This is a genomic window from Alicycliphilus denitrificans K601, from assembly GCF_000204645.1.
Lineage (GTDB): Bacteria > Pseudomonadota > Gammaproteobacteria > Burkholderiales > Burkholderiaceae_C > Alicycliphilus > Alicycliphilus denitrificans.
In genome coordinates, this window is record NC_015422.1 from 4,644,783 (window position 1) to 4,660,000 (window position 15,218).

Below are 15,218 nucleotides of genomic sequence, written 5' to 3' on the forward strand. Positions count from 1 at the left end.
TCACATTCTGGCTGGCGCCGACACACCCAGCACTGCCAGGCCATTGTGCAACACCTGCGCAGTGGCGGCGACGAGGGCTAGGCGCGCCAGCCTGACGGGCTCGTCGTCCACCAGGATGCGCTCGGCGTCGTAGTAGCTGTGGTAGGCGGCGGCCAGGTCGCGCAGGTAGAAGGTGACGTCATGCGGCGCGTTGCCGGCGGCCGCGGCCGCGAGCATCTCGGGGTATTTGGCCAGCAGCAGCATCAGCGCCTGGGCCTGCGGCCCCTCCAGCGGGGACAGGTCCACGTCCGTGAGCGCGCCCACGTCGCAGTCTTCGCGCCAGCCGCGCAGCACCGAGCAGATGCGCGCATGGGCGTACTGCACGTAGTACACGGGGTTGTCGTTGTTCTGCGCCACGGCCAGGTCCACGTCGAAGGTGTACTCGGTATCGGGCTTGCGAGAGAGCAAGAAGAAGCGCACGGCGTCCTTGCTGGTCCACTCGATCAGGTCGCGCAGCGTGACGTAGCTGCCCGCGCGCTTGCTGATCTTGACCTCCTCGCCGCCGCGCACCACGCGCACCATGGTGTGCAGCACGTAGTCGGGGTAGCCTTGGGGGATGCCCACGTCGGCCGCCTGCAGGCCGGCGCGCACGCGGGCGATGGTGCCGTGGTGGTCCGTGCCCTGGATGTTCACCACCTTGCGGAAGCCCCGCTGCCACTTCTGGATGTGGTAGGCCACGTCGGGCACGAAGTAGGTGTAGCTGCCGTCCTGCTTGCGCATGACGCGGTCCTTGTCGTCGCCGTAGTCGGTGCTCCTGAGCCACAGCGCGCCATCCTGCTCGTAGGTCTTGCCGTTGGCGATCAGGCGAGCCACAGTGGCATCGACATGGCCGTTGGCGTAGAGGCTGGACTCCAGGTAGTACTCATCGAACCGCAGATTGAAGGCCTGCAGGTCCTTGTCCTGCTCGTTGCGCAAATAGGCCACGGCGAACTGGCGGATGTTGTCGTAATCCTCCACGTCGCCATTGGCCGTGAACGCACGGTCGTCGGCCTTGACGGTGGCCTTGGCCAGGAAGGCGTTGGCGATGTCCTGGATGTAGTCGCCGTTGTAGAAGTTCTTGGCCAGCGGGTTGTCGGCGTCAGTGGGCCAGCAATCGTCGCCGGGCTTGAAGCCTTTGGCGCGCAGCTGCGTGCTCTTGGTGAGCGTGTCGATCTGCACGCCCGCGTCGTTGTAATAGAACTCGCGGTGCACCTGCCAGCCCTGGGTGGCGTACAGGTTGCTGATGGCGTCGCCGATCGCGGCTTGGCGGCCGTGGCCCACGTGCAGGGGGCCGGTGGGGTTGGCCGAGACGAATTCCACGAGCACCTTCTCGCCGCGCGCCGGCTGCATGCCGAAGCGCGTGCCCTGCGCCAGCACCTCGCGCACAACCTGCTGCTTGGCGGCATTCTTGAGCCGGATGTTGAGAAAGCCCGGGCCGGCGATCTCGATGACATCCACCCATTGCGCGAAGGCGGGCGTGGCCTCGAGCGCGGCCTTGAGCTGTTCGCCCAATGCGCGCGGGTTCTGCTTCAAGGGCTTGGCCAACTGCATGGCGGCCGTGCAGGCGAGGTCGCCATGGGCCGCCACCTTGGGCGATTCGAAGGCCGCGCGGCTGCTGGCGCCTGGCGACAGTCGTTCCAGCTCGCCGGCCAGTGCCGCGAGCAATTCCTGTTTGACGGAGAGCATGGGGTCGGATTCTACGGGTCACCCCGTCATCCGGCAGAGCCGCCCCCGCGTTATGCTGGGTGGCCCGCGAGGCGCCGTGGTGCCGGCGGGCCCTTCACCATTCCCCTTTTCGCAGGAGCATTACATGAAGAAACTGCTTCCCCTGCTGGCTGCCGCCGGCCTTGCCTTTTCGTTCGCCGCACGCGCGGCCGACGCCCCCGCAGCCGGCGCCTCTGCGCCGTCCAAGGCCCCCACGGCCCAGCAAAGCAAGATGAAGACCTGCAACGCCGAGGCCGGCGACAGGAAGGGCGACGAGCGCAAGGCCTTCATGAAACAGTGCCTGAGCGCCAGCAAGCCGGCCACGCAGCAGGACAAAATGAAGAGCTGCAACGCCGACGCCAAGACCAAGAAGCTCCAGGGCGACGAGCGCAAGGCCTTCATGAAGGAGTGCCTGAGCAACAAGCCGGCCTGACCGGCAGCCTGCGCCACACGGCCCCGCGCGCCGCCCGGTCCGCGGGGCTCGTCTTTTTCAGCGCGTTCCCACGCCGCGGGCGAGGAACACGGCCAGCAGCGGTATCAGCGCCATGATGTGGGCCTCGATCATCACCAGGCGGCGCGTGCCGCGCACGGCCTCCTGCGACGGCAGGGCGCCGTGCGCGCGCAGGTCGCGGCGCCAGCGCAGGAAGCGCAGCGTGGGGGCGATGGACATAAGCGCTATGACCACGAACAGCGTCACCTTGGCATGCAGCAGCGGCTGCGACCAGTACCAAGCCGTGCCCTTCATGCCCCACCAGGTGCGCGCCAGGCCCGTTACCAGCATCAGGGCCGCGGAGATGCCGTAGAGCAGGTCCACGCGCGCCAGCCGCTCGACCACCGCCGCGTTCATCCATTCCATGCGGCACAGCGCGGTCTCGCTCGCCAGGAAGGTGGCGGCCATGAGGAAGGCCATGATGTGTGCATAGGCCAGCAGGGCTTCGGTGGTCATGGAGGGGCTTTCGTCTTTCGTGGCAGTCGGCAGTGTGCGCGATCCTAGCCGGGGTGCCGGCCCCTCTTCAACCCATGGCCCCTCCGGGGGCAATCAGGCCACGGCGCCCACCGGCGTTTCGGCGGCCGGGACCGGGGCCGGCAGCGGACGGCCGTTCAGCGCCGCGTCGAGCCGGCCATGGTCCAACGCGTTCTCCCAGCGCGACACCACCACGGTAGCCACGGCGTTGCCCATGAAGTTGGTGAGCGAGCGGCACTCGCTCATGAAGCGGTCCACGCCCAGGATCAGGGCCATGCCGGCCACGGGCACCTCGGGCACCACGGCCAGGGTGGCGGCCAGGGTGATGAAGCCCGCGCCGGTCACGCCGGCCGCGCCCTTGGAGCTGAGCATGGCCACCAGCAGCAGCGCCACCTGGTGGCCCAGCGTCAGGTGGGTGTTGGTGGCCTGGGCGATGAACAGGGCGGCCAGCGTCATGTAGATGTTGGTGCCGTCCAGGTTGAAGGAGTAGCCCGTGGGCACCACCAGGCCGACCACCGACTTGTCGCAGCCGGCCTTCTCCATCTTCTCCATCAGCGAGGGCAGGGCCGACTCGGACGAGGACGTGCCCAGCACCAGCATCAGCTCAGCCCTCAGGTAGCGGCCCAGCTTGAGCACGGAGAAACCGCACAGGCGCGCCACGATGCCCAGGACGACCACCACGAACAGCAGCGAGGTGACGTAGAACGACCCCACCAGCCAGGCCAGGTTGACCAGCGAGCCCAGGCCGAACTTGCCGATGGTGAAGGCCATGGCGCCGAAGGCGCCGACGGGCGCGGCCTTCATCACGATGCCCACCACCTTGAACACGGGCTCCGTGAGGGCGTCCAGGAAGTTCAGCACCGGCCGGCCCGGCGCGCCCACCAGGGCCAGCGCGACGCCGAACAGCACCGCGACCAGCAGCACCTGCAGGATGTTGTCGCCCACGAAGGGGCTGACGAGCGTCTTGGGAATGATGTCCAGCACGAAGCCGGACAGCGTCATCTCGTGCGACTTGGCCACATAGGTCTTGACGGCCGTCTGGTCCAGGTCGGCGGGGTTGATGTTCATGCCCGCGCCGGGCTGCACCACGTTGGCCACCACCATGCCCACGACCAGGGCCAGCCCGGAGAAGAACAGGAAGTACGCCATGGCCTTGCCGAACACGCGGCCCACGGTGCTCAGCTGCGACATGCCGGCGATGCCGGTGACGATGGTCAGGAAGATCACCGGTGCGATGATCATCTTCACGAGCTTGATGAAGGCGTCGCCCAGCGGCTTGAGCGCCTCGCCGTAGGCCGGCTCGAAATGGCCCAGCAGCACCCCCAGCGCGATGGCGAGCACCACCTGGAAATACAGTTGCCGGTAGAAGGGCAGCCGCACGGGCTGGGCTGCGGAGGCGGGAATGGCGTGCATGGAAAGCTCCGGAATGGACGGGAACGGCACCACCGGGGTGCGTCGAGGGTGCCGTTTGTACCGCCGCACGCTTTTCGAGCCGATAACCTATTGGTATTAGCCGAAGGTGCCGCCACAGGGAGCCGCCCGCCACGAATCAGGGTAAATCCCTAGGAACGCCCCGCACCACCCCGGCCACCGACGAACACCGCCATCCCCCATGACCACATTCCTTCGCCGCAAGTTCCTGACCCTGCTGATCCTCCTGGGCGGCATGGCGGGCAGCATGTTCGCGGCCGGCCAGTGGGCGTGGCGGCACTCGCTGCGCGAGGAGAGCGACAGCGTGCAGCGCCAGCTGGCCCTGTACGGGCAGACGCTTTCCCAGCGCATCGACCGCTACCGCACCCTGCCCGAGGTGCTGGCGCTGGACGCGCAGCTGCAGGATGCCCTGAGCCACCCGCTGAGCCCGGCGGAGGTGGAACGGCTCAACCGCAAGCTGGAGCAGGCCAACGGCGCGAGCCAGTCCTCCACGCTCACCCTGCTTAACCGCGACGGCTTGGCCGTGGCCGCGAGCAACTGGCGCACGGCCACCAGCAACGTGGGCGTGGACTACAGCTTCCGCCCCTACGTGCAGCAGGCGCTGGCCCAGGGGCGCGGCAGCTTCTACGGCATCGGCGTGACCACGGGGGAGCCGGGCTACTTCCTCTCGCAGGCCATCCGCGGCGAGGGCGGCCGCATCCTGGGCCTGGTGGCCATCAAGATCGCGCTGCAGGAGCTGGAGCGCGAGTGGCTGCAGACGCCGGACATCGTGCTCGCGTCCGACGCGCACGGCGTGGTCTTCCTGGCCAGCCAGGACGCGTGGCGCTACCGCCTGCTGGAGCCGCTGGACGACGAGGGGCGCCGCGAGCTCGCCGCCACGCGGCAGTACGCCGACCAGCCGCTGCGCCCGCTGGAATACCGCGTGGCGGACCGCATGGACAACGGCGGCCGGCTCGTCAGCGTGCTGGCCCCCGCCCTGCCCGGCCGCATGCTGTGGCAGAGCCAGCCGCTGCCCGGCACGCCCTGGCAGCTGCACCTGGTGCACGCAACGCAGGGCAGCGTGGCCGACAGCCGCTGGGCCGCGGCCGCCGGCGCCGGCGGCTGGCTGGCGCTCTTCCTGCTGGCGCTGTTCGTGCGCCAGCGCCAGCGCCTGTCCGCCCTGCGCCAGCGCAGCCGCCAGGAGCTGGAGGCCGTGCTGCGCCAGCACGCGCAGGAGCTGCGCACCGCGCAGGACGGCATCGTGCAGGCCGCCAAGCAGGCGGACACCGGCCTCTCGCGCAGCCTGGAGCACCTGCCGCAGGGCGTGGTCATCATCGATGCCGACCTGAACCTCGTGGCCTGGAACTCGCGCTACGTGCAGCTGTTCCGCTACCCGGCCGACCTCATGCGCGTGGGCCGCCCCATCGAGGCGCTGCTGCGCCACAACGCCCGCCGCGGCCTGCTGGGCCCCGGCCCGGTGGACGAAGCCATCGAGCGGCGCCTGGCGCACCTGCGCAGCGGAACGCCCCACCTGCACGAGAGCGCCAAGGACGACGGCACGGTGCTGGAGATCCGCGGCAACCCGCTGCCCGAGGGCGGCTTCGTCACGAGCTATGCCGACATCACCAGCTACAAGAACGCCGCGCGCGAGCTGCGCTCGCTGGCCGATGCGCTGGAGCGGCGCGTGGCCGACCGCACGCGCGACCTGGACGCCGCCCGCCGCGAGGCCGAGCAGGCCAACCGCTACAAGACCCGCTTCGTCGCCGCCGCCGTGCACGACCTGCTGCAGCCGCTGAACGCCGCGCGCATGTTCACCTCGCTGCTGCGCGGCCATCTGCGGGGCGATGCCGAGCGGCACGCCGTGGACAGCATCGACGGCGCGCTGGCCGCGCAGGACGCCATCCTGGGCAGCCTGCTGGACATCGCGCGCATGGAGTCCGGCCAGATGGAGGTGCGCATCCGCGACGTGGCCCTGGGCCCGCTGCTGCAGGTGCTGGGCCACAACTTCGGCGTGCTGGCCGAGAGCCGGGGGCTCGCGCTGCGCTGCGTGCCCACGCGCTGCGTGGTGCGCACCGACGAGAACCTGCTGCGCCGCATCCTGCAGAACTTCGTCTCCAACGCCATCCGCTACAGCCGGCGGGGGCGCATCGTCGTGGGCTGCCGGCGCGACGGGGGCGGCCACGTGCGCATCGAGGTGCACGACCAGGGCCCGGGCATCCCCGAGGCGCTGCAGCGCGAGATCTTCGAGGAGTTCCGCCGCCTGGACGAGGGCCAGGACGGCGACCGGGGCGCGGGCCTGGGCCTGGCCATCGTCGAGCGCCTGGGCCGGCTGCTGGGGCACCCGATCGGCCTGCGCTCGCAACTGGGCCGGGGCAGCGTGTTCTCGGTGCGCGTGCCGCTGGGCGACCCGGCCGCCGTGCAGCCCGCCGGCCCGCCGGCCGCCGCCTCCGAGCAGGCGGACGACGCCCCGCTGCGCGGCGCCAGCGCCTGGGTGATCGAGGACGACGGCCCCACCTGCGCCGCCACCCGGGCCCTGCTGCAGCGCTGGGGCTGCCAGGTGCCGCTGGCCGGCGGCGCGCCCGAGGCGCTGGCAGCCGCGCAGCCGGGGCAGGCGCCCCTGCTGGTGCTGCTGGACGTGCACCTGGGCGGCGGCCACCACGGCCCCGACGTCTATGCCGAACTGTGCCGGCGCTGGGGACAGGCGCCCGCCGTGATCCTGGTCACCGCCGAGCACGACGCCACGCTGCGCCGGCAGGCGGCCGAGCGCGGCTGGGGCTTCCTCGCCAAGCCGGTGCGCGCGCCCGCGCTGCGGGCCCTGATGAGCCAGACCCTGCTGCGCCTGCAGACGGAACAAAAAGGATAGCTGCCAGCGCTTTCTGGGTAAGCGCTTGAGGCCATTTTTGCCATCAACCTTCGGCACCCGGAAGATCACAGCCCGTTGTCGGCCTCCAGGCTCTTGACCAGCACGGCCGCCTGCGTGCGGCTGTAGCACGCCAGCTTCTTGAGGATGGCCGTGACGTGCACCTTGACGGTGTTCTCGGCCAGGCCCAGCTGCGCCGCGATCTGCTTGTTCAGCAGGCCGTCGGCCAGGCACAGCAGCACGCGGAACTGCTGCGGGGTGAGCTGCGCCAGGCGGCTGGCCAGCTCCGCGTCGGCTTCGGAACGCTCGGCCGCCATGGGCGGGAACCAGCTGCCGCCCTCCAGCACCTTGCCGATCGCGTCGCCCATGGCCTCGGCAGGGGCGGACTTGGGGATGAAGCCGGCGGCGCCGAACTGCTGGGCGCGGCGGATCACGCGTGGGTCGTCGTTGGACGAGATGACCACCACCGGCAGCCCGGGGAATTCGCCGCGCACGTGCAGCAGCGCCGAGAAGCCGCGCGCGCCCGGCATGCTCAGGTCCAGCAGCACCAGCTCCACCTCGGGGTGCTCCTGCAGCGCCGCGCCCAGCGTGGCCGCGCTGGCGGCCTCCAGCGTGCGGAACTGCGGCAGGCGCTCGTGCAGCACGTGCAGCACGGCGGCGCGGAACAGGGGGTGGTCATCGGCGACCAGCAGCGCGGGCCCGGGCATGTGCAGGGCCCGGTCAGGCGCCGTGCGCCCCACGCCAGAACGTGGGCTGCGCATAGTGGTGCTTGAGGTATTCGATCCACAGCCGCACGCGCAGCGGCAGGTGCTTGCGCTGGGGAAAGACCACGTAGATGCCGTTGGGCGGCGCGGCGAACTCCTCCAGCACGGCGACGAGGCGGCCGGAGGCGATCTCGGACTCGACCTCCCAGGTGCTGCGCCACGCGATGCCCCAGCCGCCCAGGCACCAGTCGTGCAGCACCTGGCCGTCGGAACAATCCAGCGGCCCGCCGGGCTTGAAGTGCACGACCTCGGTGCCGCCACCCGCCACCGGCACGCGAAACGCCCAGCCTCGCGTCTGCGAGGCGTCGCTCGACAGCGTGAGGCAGTCGTGCTGCGCGAGCTCCGCCGGGTGCATGGGCGTGCCGCGCCGCTGCAGGTACTGCGGCGTGGCCACGCACAGGCGCCGGTTGTCGGCCATGCGCACGCTGACCAGGGACGAGTCAGGCAGGTCGCCCACGCGCACGGCGCAGTCGTAGCCCTCGCCGGCCATGTCCACTACGCGGTCGCTCAGGTTCAGCGAGATCGTCACGTCCGGGTGCAGGTCGCGAAAGCGCGGAACCAGCGGCGCCACGTGGCGCCGGCCGAAGCCCGCCGGCGCCGTGACACGCAAATGCCCCGTGGCCTTGACGCCGCCGGCGGACACGCTGGCCTCGGCATTGGCCACGTCCGCCAGCAGGCGCTGGCAGTCGTCCAGGAAGGCGCTGCCCTCGTGCGTGAGGGTGATGCGCCGCGTGGTGCGCACCAGCAGCTTGACGCCCAGGTGCTCCTCCAGCGCGTCCAGGCGCCGGCCCATGATGGCGGGCGCCACGCCCTCGGCCTTGGCCGCCGCCGTGAGGCTGCCCCTGGTGGCCACCGAGACGAAGGATTCGAACGCTTTGAGTTTGTCCATGAGTGCAAGCCAAATCGACCTGTAACGCCCGTCCAGCCAGCGCTGGCAGCTATCGATTTTATGACCGGCAGCGACGCTTGGCGAGTGAGATGGCAGTGTGACCAATCTTTGCCAAAAAGTCATTGGTTTAGAGATATTGACGCAATTTATTAATGGAAATATTTCTAATACAGTGTCATGCAAGGCTCCGCATCGCGGGGCACGGCTTTGTCAAACGATTGCTAGGGGCTTCTCATGACCGCACGTACCCAAGTCCATGGCCTGCAGGTGGCCAACGAACTGCACGCCTTCATCAACCAGCAGGTGCTGCCCGGCACTGGCGTCGATCCTGCGGCCTTCTGGAAGGGTTTTGACGCCATCGTCGCCGATCTCGCGCCCAAGAACGCCGCCCTGCTGGCCGAGCGCGACCGCCTGCAGAAGGAACTGGACACCTGGCACAAGGCCAACCCCGGCCCCATCACGGACATGGTGGGCTACCGCGCCTTCCTCTCGCGCATCGGCTACCTCGTCGAGCCGCCCAAGGGCGCCAAGGCCAGCACGGCGAACGTGGATGCCGAGCTGGCCATCCAGGCCGGCCCGCAGCTCGTGGTGCCCATCCTGAACGCGCGCTATGCGCTCAACGCGGCCAATGCGCGCTGGGGCTCGCTCTACGACGCGCTCTACGGCACCGACGTGATCGGCGAGGAGGGCGGCGCCGAGAAGGGCAAGGGCTACAACCCCGTGCGCGGCGCGAAAGTGATTGAATTCGCGCGCAACTTCCTGGACCAGGCCGCGCCGCTGGCCTCCGGCTCGCACAAGGACGCCACGGCCTACAGGGTGGAGGGCGGCAAGCTGGCCGTCGCGCTCAAGGATGGTGGCGCCACCGGCCTGAAGGACGCCGCGCAGTTCGTAGGCTACCAAGGTGACGCGGCAGCGCCCTCGTCCGTGCTGCTGGTGAACAACGGCCTGCACATCGACATCCGCATCGACCGCGGCACCCCCATCGGCAAGGGCGATGCCGCCGGCGTGGCCGACGTGGTGGTGGAGGCGGCCCTGTCCACCATCCTCGACCTGGAGGACTCCGTCGCCGCCGTGGATGCCGAGGACAAGGTGCTGGGCTACGGCAACTGGCTGGGCATCCTCAAGGGCACGCTGACCGAGACCTTCGAGAAAGGCGGCAAAGCCATGACGCGCGGTCTGAACCCCGACCGCGAGTACACGGGCGCCGACGGCAGGCCGGTGAAACTGCACGGCCGCTCGCTGATGTTCGTGCGCAACGTGGGCCACCTGATGACCAACCCCGCCATCCTGTGGGGCGCCGAGGGCAAGGAGATCCCCGAGGGCATCCTGGACGCCGTGGTCACCACGGCCATCGCGCTGCACGACCTCAAGGGCCTGGGCACGCCGGGCATCCGAAACAGCCGTACGGGCAGCGTCTACATCGTCAAGCCCAAGATGCACGGCCCGGCCGAGGTGGCCTTCGCCAACGAGCTGTTCGGCCGCGTCGAGCTGCTGCTGGGCCTGCCCGACAGCACCGTCAAGCTCGGCATCATGGACGAGGAGCGCCGCACCTCGGTCAACCTCCAGGCCTGCATCGCCGCCGCCAGCACCCGCGTGGCCTTCATCAACACGGGCTTCCTCGACCGCACGGGCGACGAAATGCACACCGCCATGCACGCCGGCCCCATGATCCGCAAGGGCGACATGAAGACCAGCGCCTGGATCCAGGCCTATGAGAAGAACAACGTGCTCGTGGGCCTGTCGATGGGCCTGCGCGGCAAGGCCCAGATCGGCAAGGGCATGTGGGCCATGCCGGACCTGATGAAGGCCATGCTGGAGCAGAAGATCGCCCATCCCAAGGCGGGCGCCAACACCGCCTGGGTGCCCAGCCCCACGGGCGCCACGCTGCACGCCCTGCACTACCACCAGGTGAAGGTGAGCGACATCCAGCAGGAGTTGGAGAAGATCGACGCCCTGGCCGAACGCGACAACCTGCTGGCCGGCCTGCTCACCGTGCCCGTGACCGCCTCCCCGAACTGGAGCGAGCAGGAAAAGCAGCAGGAGCTGGACAACAACATCCAAGGCATCCTGGGCTACGTGGTACGCTGGGTGGACCAGGGCGTGGGCTGCTCCAAGGTGCCCGACATCAACGACGTGGGCCTGATGGAAGACCGCGCCACCCTGCGCATCTCCAGCCAGCACGTCGCCAACTGGCTCCTGCACGGCATCGTGACCGAAGGCCAGGTGCGCGCCACCTTCGAGCGCATGGCCGCCAAGGTGGACCAGCAAAATGGCGGCGACCCGCTGTACCAGCGCATGCACGGGCGCTTCGGCGAATCCATGGCCTACCAGGCGGCCTGCGACCTGGTGTTCAAGGGCGTCGAGCAGCCCAGCGGCTACACCGAGCCGCTGCTGCATGCCTGGCGCCTGAAGGTCAAGGCGGCTGCCGCCTGAAACTACACAAAGAATAGCCGCCAGCGCTTGCCACACGGGCGCTTCAGGCCATTTTGACCAACAACGGCACCTGCGGGTGCCGTTGTGCTTCTACACTGCCGCCATGCCCGAACCCAACAGCGCCCAGTGCCCCCTGTGCGGCCAATCCAACCAATGCGCCATGGCTGCCGGCCTGGCCCCGGCGCAATGCTGGTGCATGGCCCGGCCCGTGGCGCCCGAGGCATTGCAGCGGCTGCCGCCCGAGCGGCGCGGCCTCGCCTGCATCTGCCCGCACTGCGCGCGCCCCGTGCCGGCCGCAGCCGATATGATCGAACACCCCATTTCCGAGGAACTCCCATGCCCACCTACCACATCGAAATGATGGAAGGCCGCACCGTCGAGCAAAAGCGCAAGCTGGCCGAAGAAATCACCCGCGTCTCGGTCGAGATCCTGGGCGGATCGCCCGAGTCCGTGGACATCCTCATCACCGACGTGAAGCGCGAGAACTGGGCCACGGGCGGCAAGCTCTGGCTGGACCGCCAGTAGCCCGCCAGCACCCGGGCCGGTCATGGAAACCACCGACGCGCCCATCGACGGCATCTCGCTCACCGACGCGCTGATGCGCCTGCTGCGCCTGAAGACCACCCCCGTGGCCCTGCAGATGTTCGAACGGGTCGAGGACATGCAGGCCGTGCCCCGCATCCGCCGCCCGGACGGGACCATCCACACCGCCGACCAGATCGTCGGCCAAGCGGCGCGGCTGGGCTTCACCGTGGGCATCACCGCAGACGACCTGGTCGGCCCGCAATGCAGCACCGTCCTCGGCCTCGCGCCTCGCAGCGAGGAATGGCTGCGCGGCGAGCCCATGGCGGGCGTCTGGTTCGCCACGCAGGAAGACTCCGCCGCGCACCAGCGGGCCATGCACTGCGTGCCCCATGGCCGCTACCGGGCCATGGCAGTTTCTCCTTGGAACAGCGGCCGCCTGCCCACCCCTGACATCGTGCTCGTCTACGCCAATCCGGCGCAGATGATCCTGCTCATCAACGGCCTGCAGTGGTCAGGCTACCGCAAGCTCGAATGGGGCGCCGTGGGCGAATCGGCCTGCGCCGACTCCTGGGGCCGGGCACTCGCCACAGGCGAGCCCAGCCTGGCCCTGCCCTGCTTTCCCGAGCGGCGCTATGGCGGCGTGGCCGACGACGAACTGCTGCTGGCCCTCAAGCCGGTGGACCTGGCCAAGGCCATCGCCGGGGTCGAACGCCTGGCCGCCAACGGCCTGCGCTATCCCATCCCGCCCTACGGCACGCAAATGGACGTGCGCGCCGGCATGTCGCGCAGCTACGGCGGCAGGAAGGTCTGATCCCCCTTCGCACCGAGATCCGCCATGTGCCAACTGCTCGGCATGAATGCCAACACCCCCACCGACGTCACCTTCAGCTTCACCGGCTTCGCACGGCGCGCAGGCCACACGGCGGACCATACCGACGGCTGGGGCATCGCCTTCTTCGAGGGACGGGGCCTGCGCCACTTCGTGGACCATGAGCGGGCAGTGGACTCACCGGTGGCCGAGCTGATCCGCCGCTACCCCATCAAGAGCCGCAACGTCATCGCCCACATCCGCAAGGCCACGCAGGGCATGGTCAGCCTGGAGAACTGCCACCCCTTCGTGCGCGAGCTCTGGGGGCGCTACTGGGTGTTCGCGCACAACGGCGACCTGAAGGACTTTCGCCCGCGCCTGCACGCCCACTTCCACCCTGTGGGCAGCACCGACAGCGAACATGTGTTCTGCTGGCTGATGCAGGAACTGTCCAAGTCCCACGCCGGCATGCCCAGCATCGAGGAGCTCACGCTCACGTTGCGCGAACTGGCCGCACGCATAGCGCCGCACGGCACGTTCAATTTCCTGCTCTCCAATGGCCAGGCCCTGTGGGCGCACGCGTCCACCCACCTGTACTACATTGAGCGCCGCCACCCTTTCTCACAGGCCCAGTTATGCGACGAAGACCTGCGCGTGGACTTCTCGGCGCACACGACGCCCAACGACAAGGTCGCAGTCGTGGTCACGGCACCGCTCACGTCCAACGAGCAATGGACAGCCTTTCAATCCGGAGAGTTGAGGGTGTTCGTGGAAGGCGAGTGCTTGCCGAAGTGATGCATTGGGTCACCGCAAAGGTGCACCCGCATATTCTCTGTCCCTAAAAGCAAAGCGCCCCCCTGTGCATATGCACAGGGGGGCGTTTTGGGCTGTAAGAGCCTGACGATGACCTACTTTCACACGGGAACCCGCACTATCATCGGCGCGAAGTCGTTTCACTGTCCTGTTCGGGATGGGAAGGAGTGGGACCGACTTGCTATGGTCATCAGGCATAACTGGTTGCTGTGCAGGTTTTGGGTCTGCACGGCGGATTCACAGAGTCGACTCGGTATTTGATTGCGTGCTTGGCATAACAGTCCTGAACTGCGGTTGGCAGTCAAAGTTATAGGGTCAAGCCGCACGGGCAATTAGTACTGGTTAGCTTAATGCATTGCTGCACTTCCACACCCAGCCTATCAACGTCGTGGTCTACAACGACCCTTCAGGGGGCTCGAGGCCCCGGCAGATCTCATCTTGAAACGAGTTTCCCGCTTAGATGCTTTCAGCGGTTATCTCTTCCACACTTAGCTACTCGGCAATGCCACTGGCGTGACAACCGATACACCAGAGGTGTGTCCACTCCGGTCCTCTCGTACTAGGAGCAGGCTTCCTCAAATCTGCAGCGCCCACGGAAGATAGGGACCAAACTGTCTCACGACGTTTTAAACCCAGCTCACGTACCTCTTTAAATGGCGAACAGCCATACCCTTGGGACCGACTACAGCCCCAGGATGAGATGAGCCGACATCGAGGTGCCAAACACCGCCGTCGATATGAACTCTTGGGCGGTATCAGCCTGTTATCCCCAGAGTACCTTTTATCCGTTGAGCGATGGCCCTTCCATACAGAACCACCGGATCACTATGTCCTGCTTTCGCATCTGCTCGACTTGTCAGTCTCGCAGTTAAGCACGCTTATGCCATTGCACTATCGTCACGATGTCCGACCGTAACTAGCGTACCTTCGAACTCCTCCGTTACGCTTTGGGAGGAGACCGCCCCAGTCAAACTGCCTACCATGCACTGTCCCCGATCCCGGTAAGGGACCTAGGTTAGAACCTCAAACGCACCAGGGTGGTATTTCAACGTTGGCTCCATGGCAACTAGCGTCACCACTTCAAAGCCTCCCACCTATCCTACACAGATCCGTTCAAAGTCCAATACAAAGCTACAGTAAAGGTTCATGGGGTCTTTCCGTCTTTCCGCGGGGAGATTGCATCATCACAAACATTTCAACTTCGCTGAGTCTCAGGAGGAGACAGCGTGGCCATCGTTACGCCATTCGTGCAGGTCGGAACTTACCCGACAAGGAATTTCGCTACCTTAGGACCGTTATAGTTACGGCCGCCGTTTACTGGGACTTCAATCAAGAGCTTGCACCCCATCATTTAATCTTCCAGCACCGGGCAGGCGTCACACCCTATACGTCCACTTTCGTGTTTGCAGAGTGCTGTGTTTTTATTAAACAGTCGCAGCCACCGATTTTTTGCAACCGCTTTGGGCTCCCTTTGTACAAGTTCACCTACTTGCGGCATACCTTCTCCCGAAGTTACGGTATCAATTTGCCGAGTTCCTTCTCCTGAGTTCTCTCAAGCGCCTTAGAATACTCATCTCGCGCACCAGTGTCGGTTTGCGGTACGGTCGTCAATAGCTGAAGCTTAGTGGCTTTTCCTGGAAGCAGGGTATCACTCACTTCGTCTGCAAGCAGACTCGTTATCACCCCTCATCTTAGCCCGGCGGATTTGCCTACCAGGCACGACTACAGGCTTGAACCAACATATCCAACAGTTGGCTGAGCTAACCTTCTCCGTCCCCACATCGCACTATTGATCGGTACAGGAATATTGACCTGTTTCCCATCAGCTACGCATCTCTGCCTCGCCTTAGGGGCCGACTCACCCTACGCCGATGAACGTTGCGTAGGAAACCTTGCGCTTACGGCGAGCGGGCTTTTCACCCGCTTTAACGCTACTCATGTCAGCATTCGCACTTGTGATACCTCCAGCATCCGTTACCAGACACCTTCACAGGCTTACACAACGCTCTCCTACCACGTGCAATAAATTG

12 protein-coding genes and 2 rRNA genes (1 of these 14 only partly in view) are annotated in these 15,218 nt (G+C 67.0%); 7 read left to right on the top strand and 7 right to left on the bottom strand.

The window, feature by feature from the left end; translation table 11 throughout:
* Positions 1-1,704 carry an arginine--tRNA ligase gene (gene argS, locus ALIDE2_RS21995; protein ID WP_013520832.1) on the bottom strand — a complete coding sequence of 568 codons (1,704 nt, stop codon included), beginning with the start codon at positions 1,702-1,704 and terminating at the stop codon, positions 1-3.
* A 124-nt stretch (positions 1,705-1,828) separates the two neighbouring features.
* Here argS and ALIDE2_RS22000 point away from each other — a divergent pair, with 124 nt between their 5' ends.
* Positions 1,829-2,155: a PsiF family protein gene (locus tag ALIDE2_RS22000; protein ID WP_013520833.1), complete on the top strand. Its 327-nt coding sequence runs from the start codon at positions 1,829-1,831 to the stop codon at positions 2,153-2,155.
* 57 nt (positions 2,156-2,212) lie between these two features.
* Here the strand turns inward: ALIDE2_RS22000 and ALIDE2_RS22005 are convergent, their stop codons facing one another.
* Both ALIDE2_RS22005 and ALIDE2_RS22010 read right to left on the bottom strand, forming a co-directional pair.
* The gene (locus ALIDE2_RS22005) at positions 2,213-2,668 is read right to left on the bottom strand and encodes a DUF2214 family protein (RefSeq protein ID WP_013520834.1); all 456 of its coding nucleotides are present in this window, start codon (positions 2,666-2,668) and stop codon (positions 2,213-2,215) included.
* A gap of 93 nt (positions 2,669-2,761) precedes the next feature.
* A complete protein-coding gene (locus tag ALIDE2_RS22010) occupies positions 2,762-4,099 on the bottom strand; it encodes a dicarboxylate/amino acid:cation symporter (protein WP_013723190.1) in 1,338 nt (445 codons plus the stop codon).
* Between the two features lie 199 nt (positions 4,100-4,298).
* Here ALIDE2_RS22010 and ALIDE2_RS22015 point away from each other — a divergent pair, with 199 nt between their 5' ends.
* Positions 4,299-6,959, top strand: a complete 2,661-nt coding sequence (locus tag ALIDE2_RS22015; protein ID WP_013723191.1) for a hybrid sensor histidine kinase/response regulator — start codon at positions 4,299-4,301, stop codon at positions 6,957-6,959.
* Between the two features lie 65 nt (positions 6,960-7,024).
* Here the strand turns inward: ALIDE2_RS22015 and ALIDE2_RS22020 are convergent, their stop codons facing one another.
* Complete coding sequence (locus tag ALIDE2_RS22020; protein ID WP_013723192.1) at positions 7,025-7,663, bottom strand: LuxR C-terminal-related transcriptional regulator; 639 nt, start codon at positions 7,661-7,663, stop codon at positions 7,025-7,027.
* A gap of 13 nt (positions 7,664-7,676) precedes the next feature.
* Positions 7,677-8,609, bottom strand: a complete 933-nt coding sequence (locus ALIDE2_RS22025) for a LysR family transcriptional regulator (RefSeq protein WP_013520838.1) — start codon at positions 8,607-8,609, stop codon at positions 7,677-7,679.
* A 234-nt stretch (positions 8,610-8,843) separates the two neighbouring features.
* On the opposite strand from ALIDE2_RS22025, the gene ALIDE2_RS22030 reads away from it, so the two are divergent.
* The 5 genes from ALIDE2_RS22030 (at position 8,844) to ALIDE2_RS22045 (ending at position 13,170) form a co-directional block, all read left to right on the top strand.
* The gene (locus ALIDE2_RS22030; protein WP_013520839.1) at positions 8,844-11,042 is read left to right on the top strand and encodes a malate synthase G; all 2,199 of its coding nucleotides are present in this window, start codon (positions 8,844-8,846) and stop codon (positions 11,040-11,042) included.
* Between the two features lie 103 nt (positions 11,043-11,145).
* A complete protein-coding gene (locus ALIDE2_RS24770; RefSeq protein ID WP_174764530.1) occupies positions 11,146-11,403 on the top strand; it encodes a cysteine-rich CWC family protein in 258 nt (85 codons plus the stop codon).
* Positions 11,379-11,567 carry a 4-oxalocrotonate tautomerase gene (locus tag ALIDE2_RS22035; protein WP_013520841.1) on the top strand — a complete coding sequence of 63 codons (189 nt, stop codon included), beginning with the start codon at positions 11,379-11,381 and terminating at the stop codon, positions 11,565-11,567. Before ALIDE2_RS24770 ends, ALIDE2_RS22035 begins: the two co-directional genes overlap by 25 nt.
* Before the next feature lie 22 nt (positions 11,568-11,589).
* Complete coding sequence (locus ALIDE2_RS22040; protein ID WP_013723194.1) at positions 11,590-12,378, top strand: DUF169 domain-containing protein; 789 nt, start codon at positions 11,590-11,592, stop codon at positions 12,376-12,378.
* Between the two features lie 24 nt (positions 12,379-12,402).
* The gene (locus ALIDE2_RS22045) at positions 12,403-13,170 is read left to right on the top strand and encodes a class II glutamine amidotransferase (protein ID WP_013520843.1); all 768 of its coding nucleotides are present in this window, start codon (positions 12,403-12,405) and stop codon (positions 13,168-13,170) included.
* Positions 13,171-13,270: 100 nt separating this feature from the next.
* Here ALIDE2_RS22045 and rrf read toward each other — a convergent pair.
* Both rrf and ALIDE2_RS22055 read right to left on the bottom strand, forming a co-directional pair.
* Positions 13,271-13,383 (bottom strand): 5S ribosomal RNA (rrf, locus tag ALIDE2_RS22050).
* Positions 13,384-13,499: 116 nt separating this feature from the next.
* Positions 13,500-15,218, bottom strand: a 23S ribosomal RNA gene (locus tag ALIDE2_RS22055) (it continues 1,160 nt past the right edge of the window).

What these genes read in the sequence shown, in the direction of transcription:
- ALIDE2_RS22015 (WP_013723191.1), top strand. Translation starts at nt 4,299, where the DNA reads ATGACCACATTCCTTCGCCGCAAGTTCCTGACCCTGCTGATCCTCCTG.
- ALIDE2_RS22045 (WP_013520843.1), top strand. Translation starts at nt 12,403, where the DNA reads ATGTGCCAACTGCTCGGCATGAATGCCAACACCCCCACCGACGTCACC.
- ALIDE2_RS22010 (WP_013723190.1), bottom strand. Translation starts at nt 4,099, where the DNA reads ATGCACGCCATTCCCGCCTCCGCAGCCCAGCCCGTGCGGCTGCCCTTC.
- ALIDE2_RS22035 (WP_013520841.1), top strand. Translation starts at nt 11,379, where the DNA reads ATGCCCACCTACCACATCGAAATGATGGAAGGCCGCACCGTCGAGCAA.
- ALIDE2_RS24770 (WP_174764530.1), top strand. Translation starts at nt 11,146, where the DNA reads ATGCCCGAACCCAACAGCGCCCAGTGCCCCCTGTGCGGCCAATCCAAC.
- ALIDE2_RS22030 (WP_013520839.1), top strand. Translation starts at nt 8,844, where the DNA reads ATGACCGCACGTACCCAAGTCCATGGCCTGCAGGTGGCCAACGAACTG.
- ALIDE2_RS22020 (WP_013723192.1), bottom strand. Translation starts at nt 7,663, where the DNA reads ATGCCCGGGCCCGCGCTGCTGGTCGCCGATGACCACCCCCTGTTCCGC.
- ALIDE2_RS22040 (WP_013723194.1), top strand. Translation starts at nt 11,590, where the DNA reads ATGGAAACCACCGACGCGCCCATCGACGGCATCTCGCTCACCGACGCG.
- argS (WP_013520832.1), bottom strand. Translation starts at nt 1,704, where the DNA reads ATGCTCTCCGTCAAACAGGAATTGCTCGCGGCACTGGCCGGCGAGCTG.
- ALIDE2_RS22005 (WP_013520834.1), bottom strand. Translation starts at nt 2,668, where the DNA reads ATGACCACCGAAGCCCTGCTGGCCTATGCACACATCATGGCCTTCCTC.
- ALIDE2_RS22025 (WP_013520838.1), bottom strand. Translation starts at nt 8,609, where the DNA reads ATGGACAAACTCAAAGCGTTCGAATCCTTCGTCTCGGTGGCCACCAGG.
- ALIDE2_RS22000 (WP_013520833.1), top strand. Translation starts at nt 1,829, where the DNA reads ATGAAGAAACTGCTTCCCCTGCTGGCTGCCGCCGGCCTTGCCTTTTCG.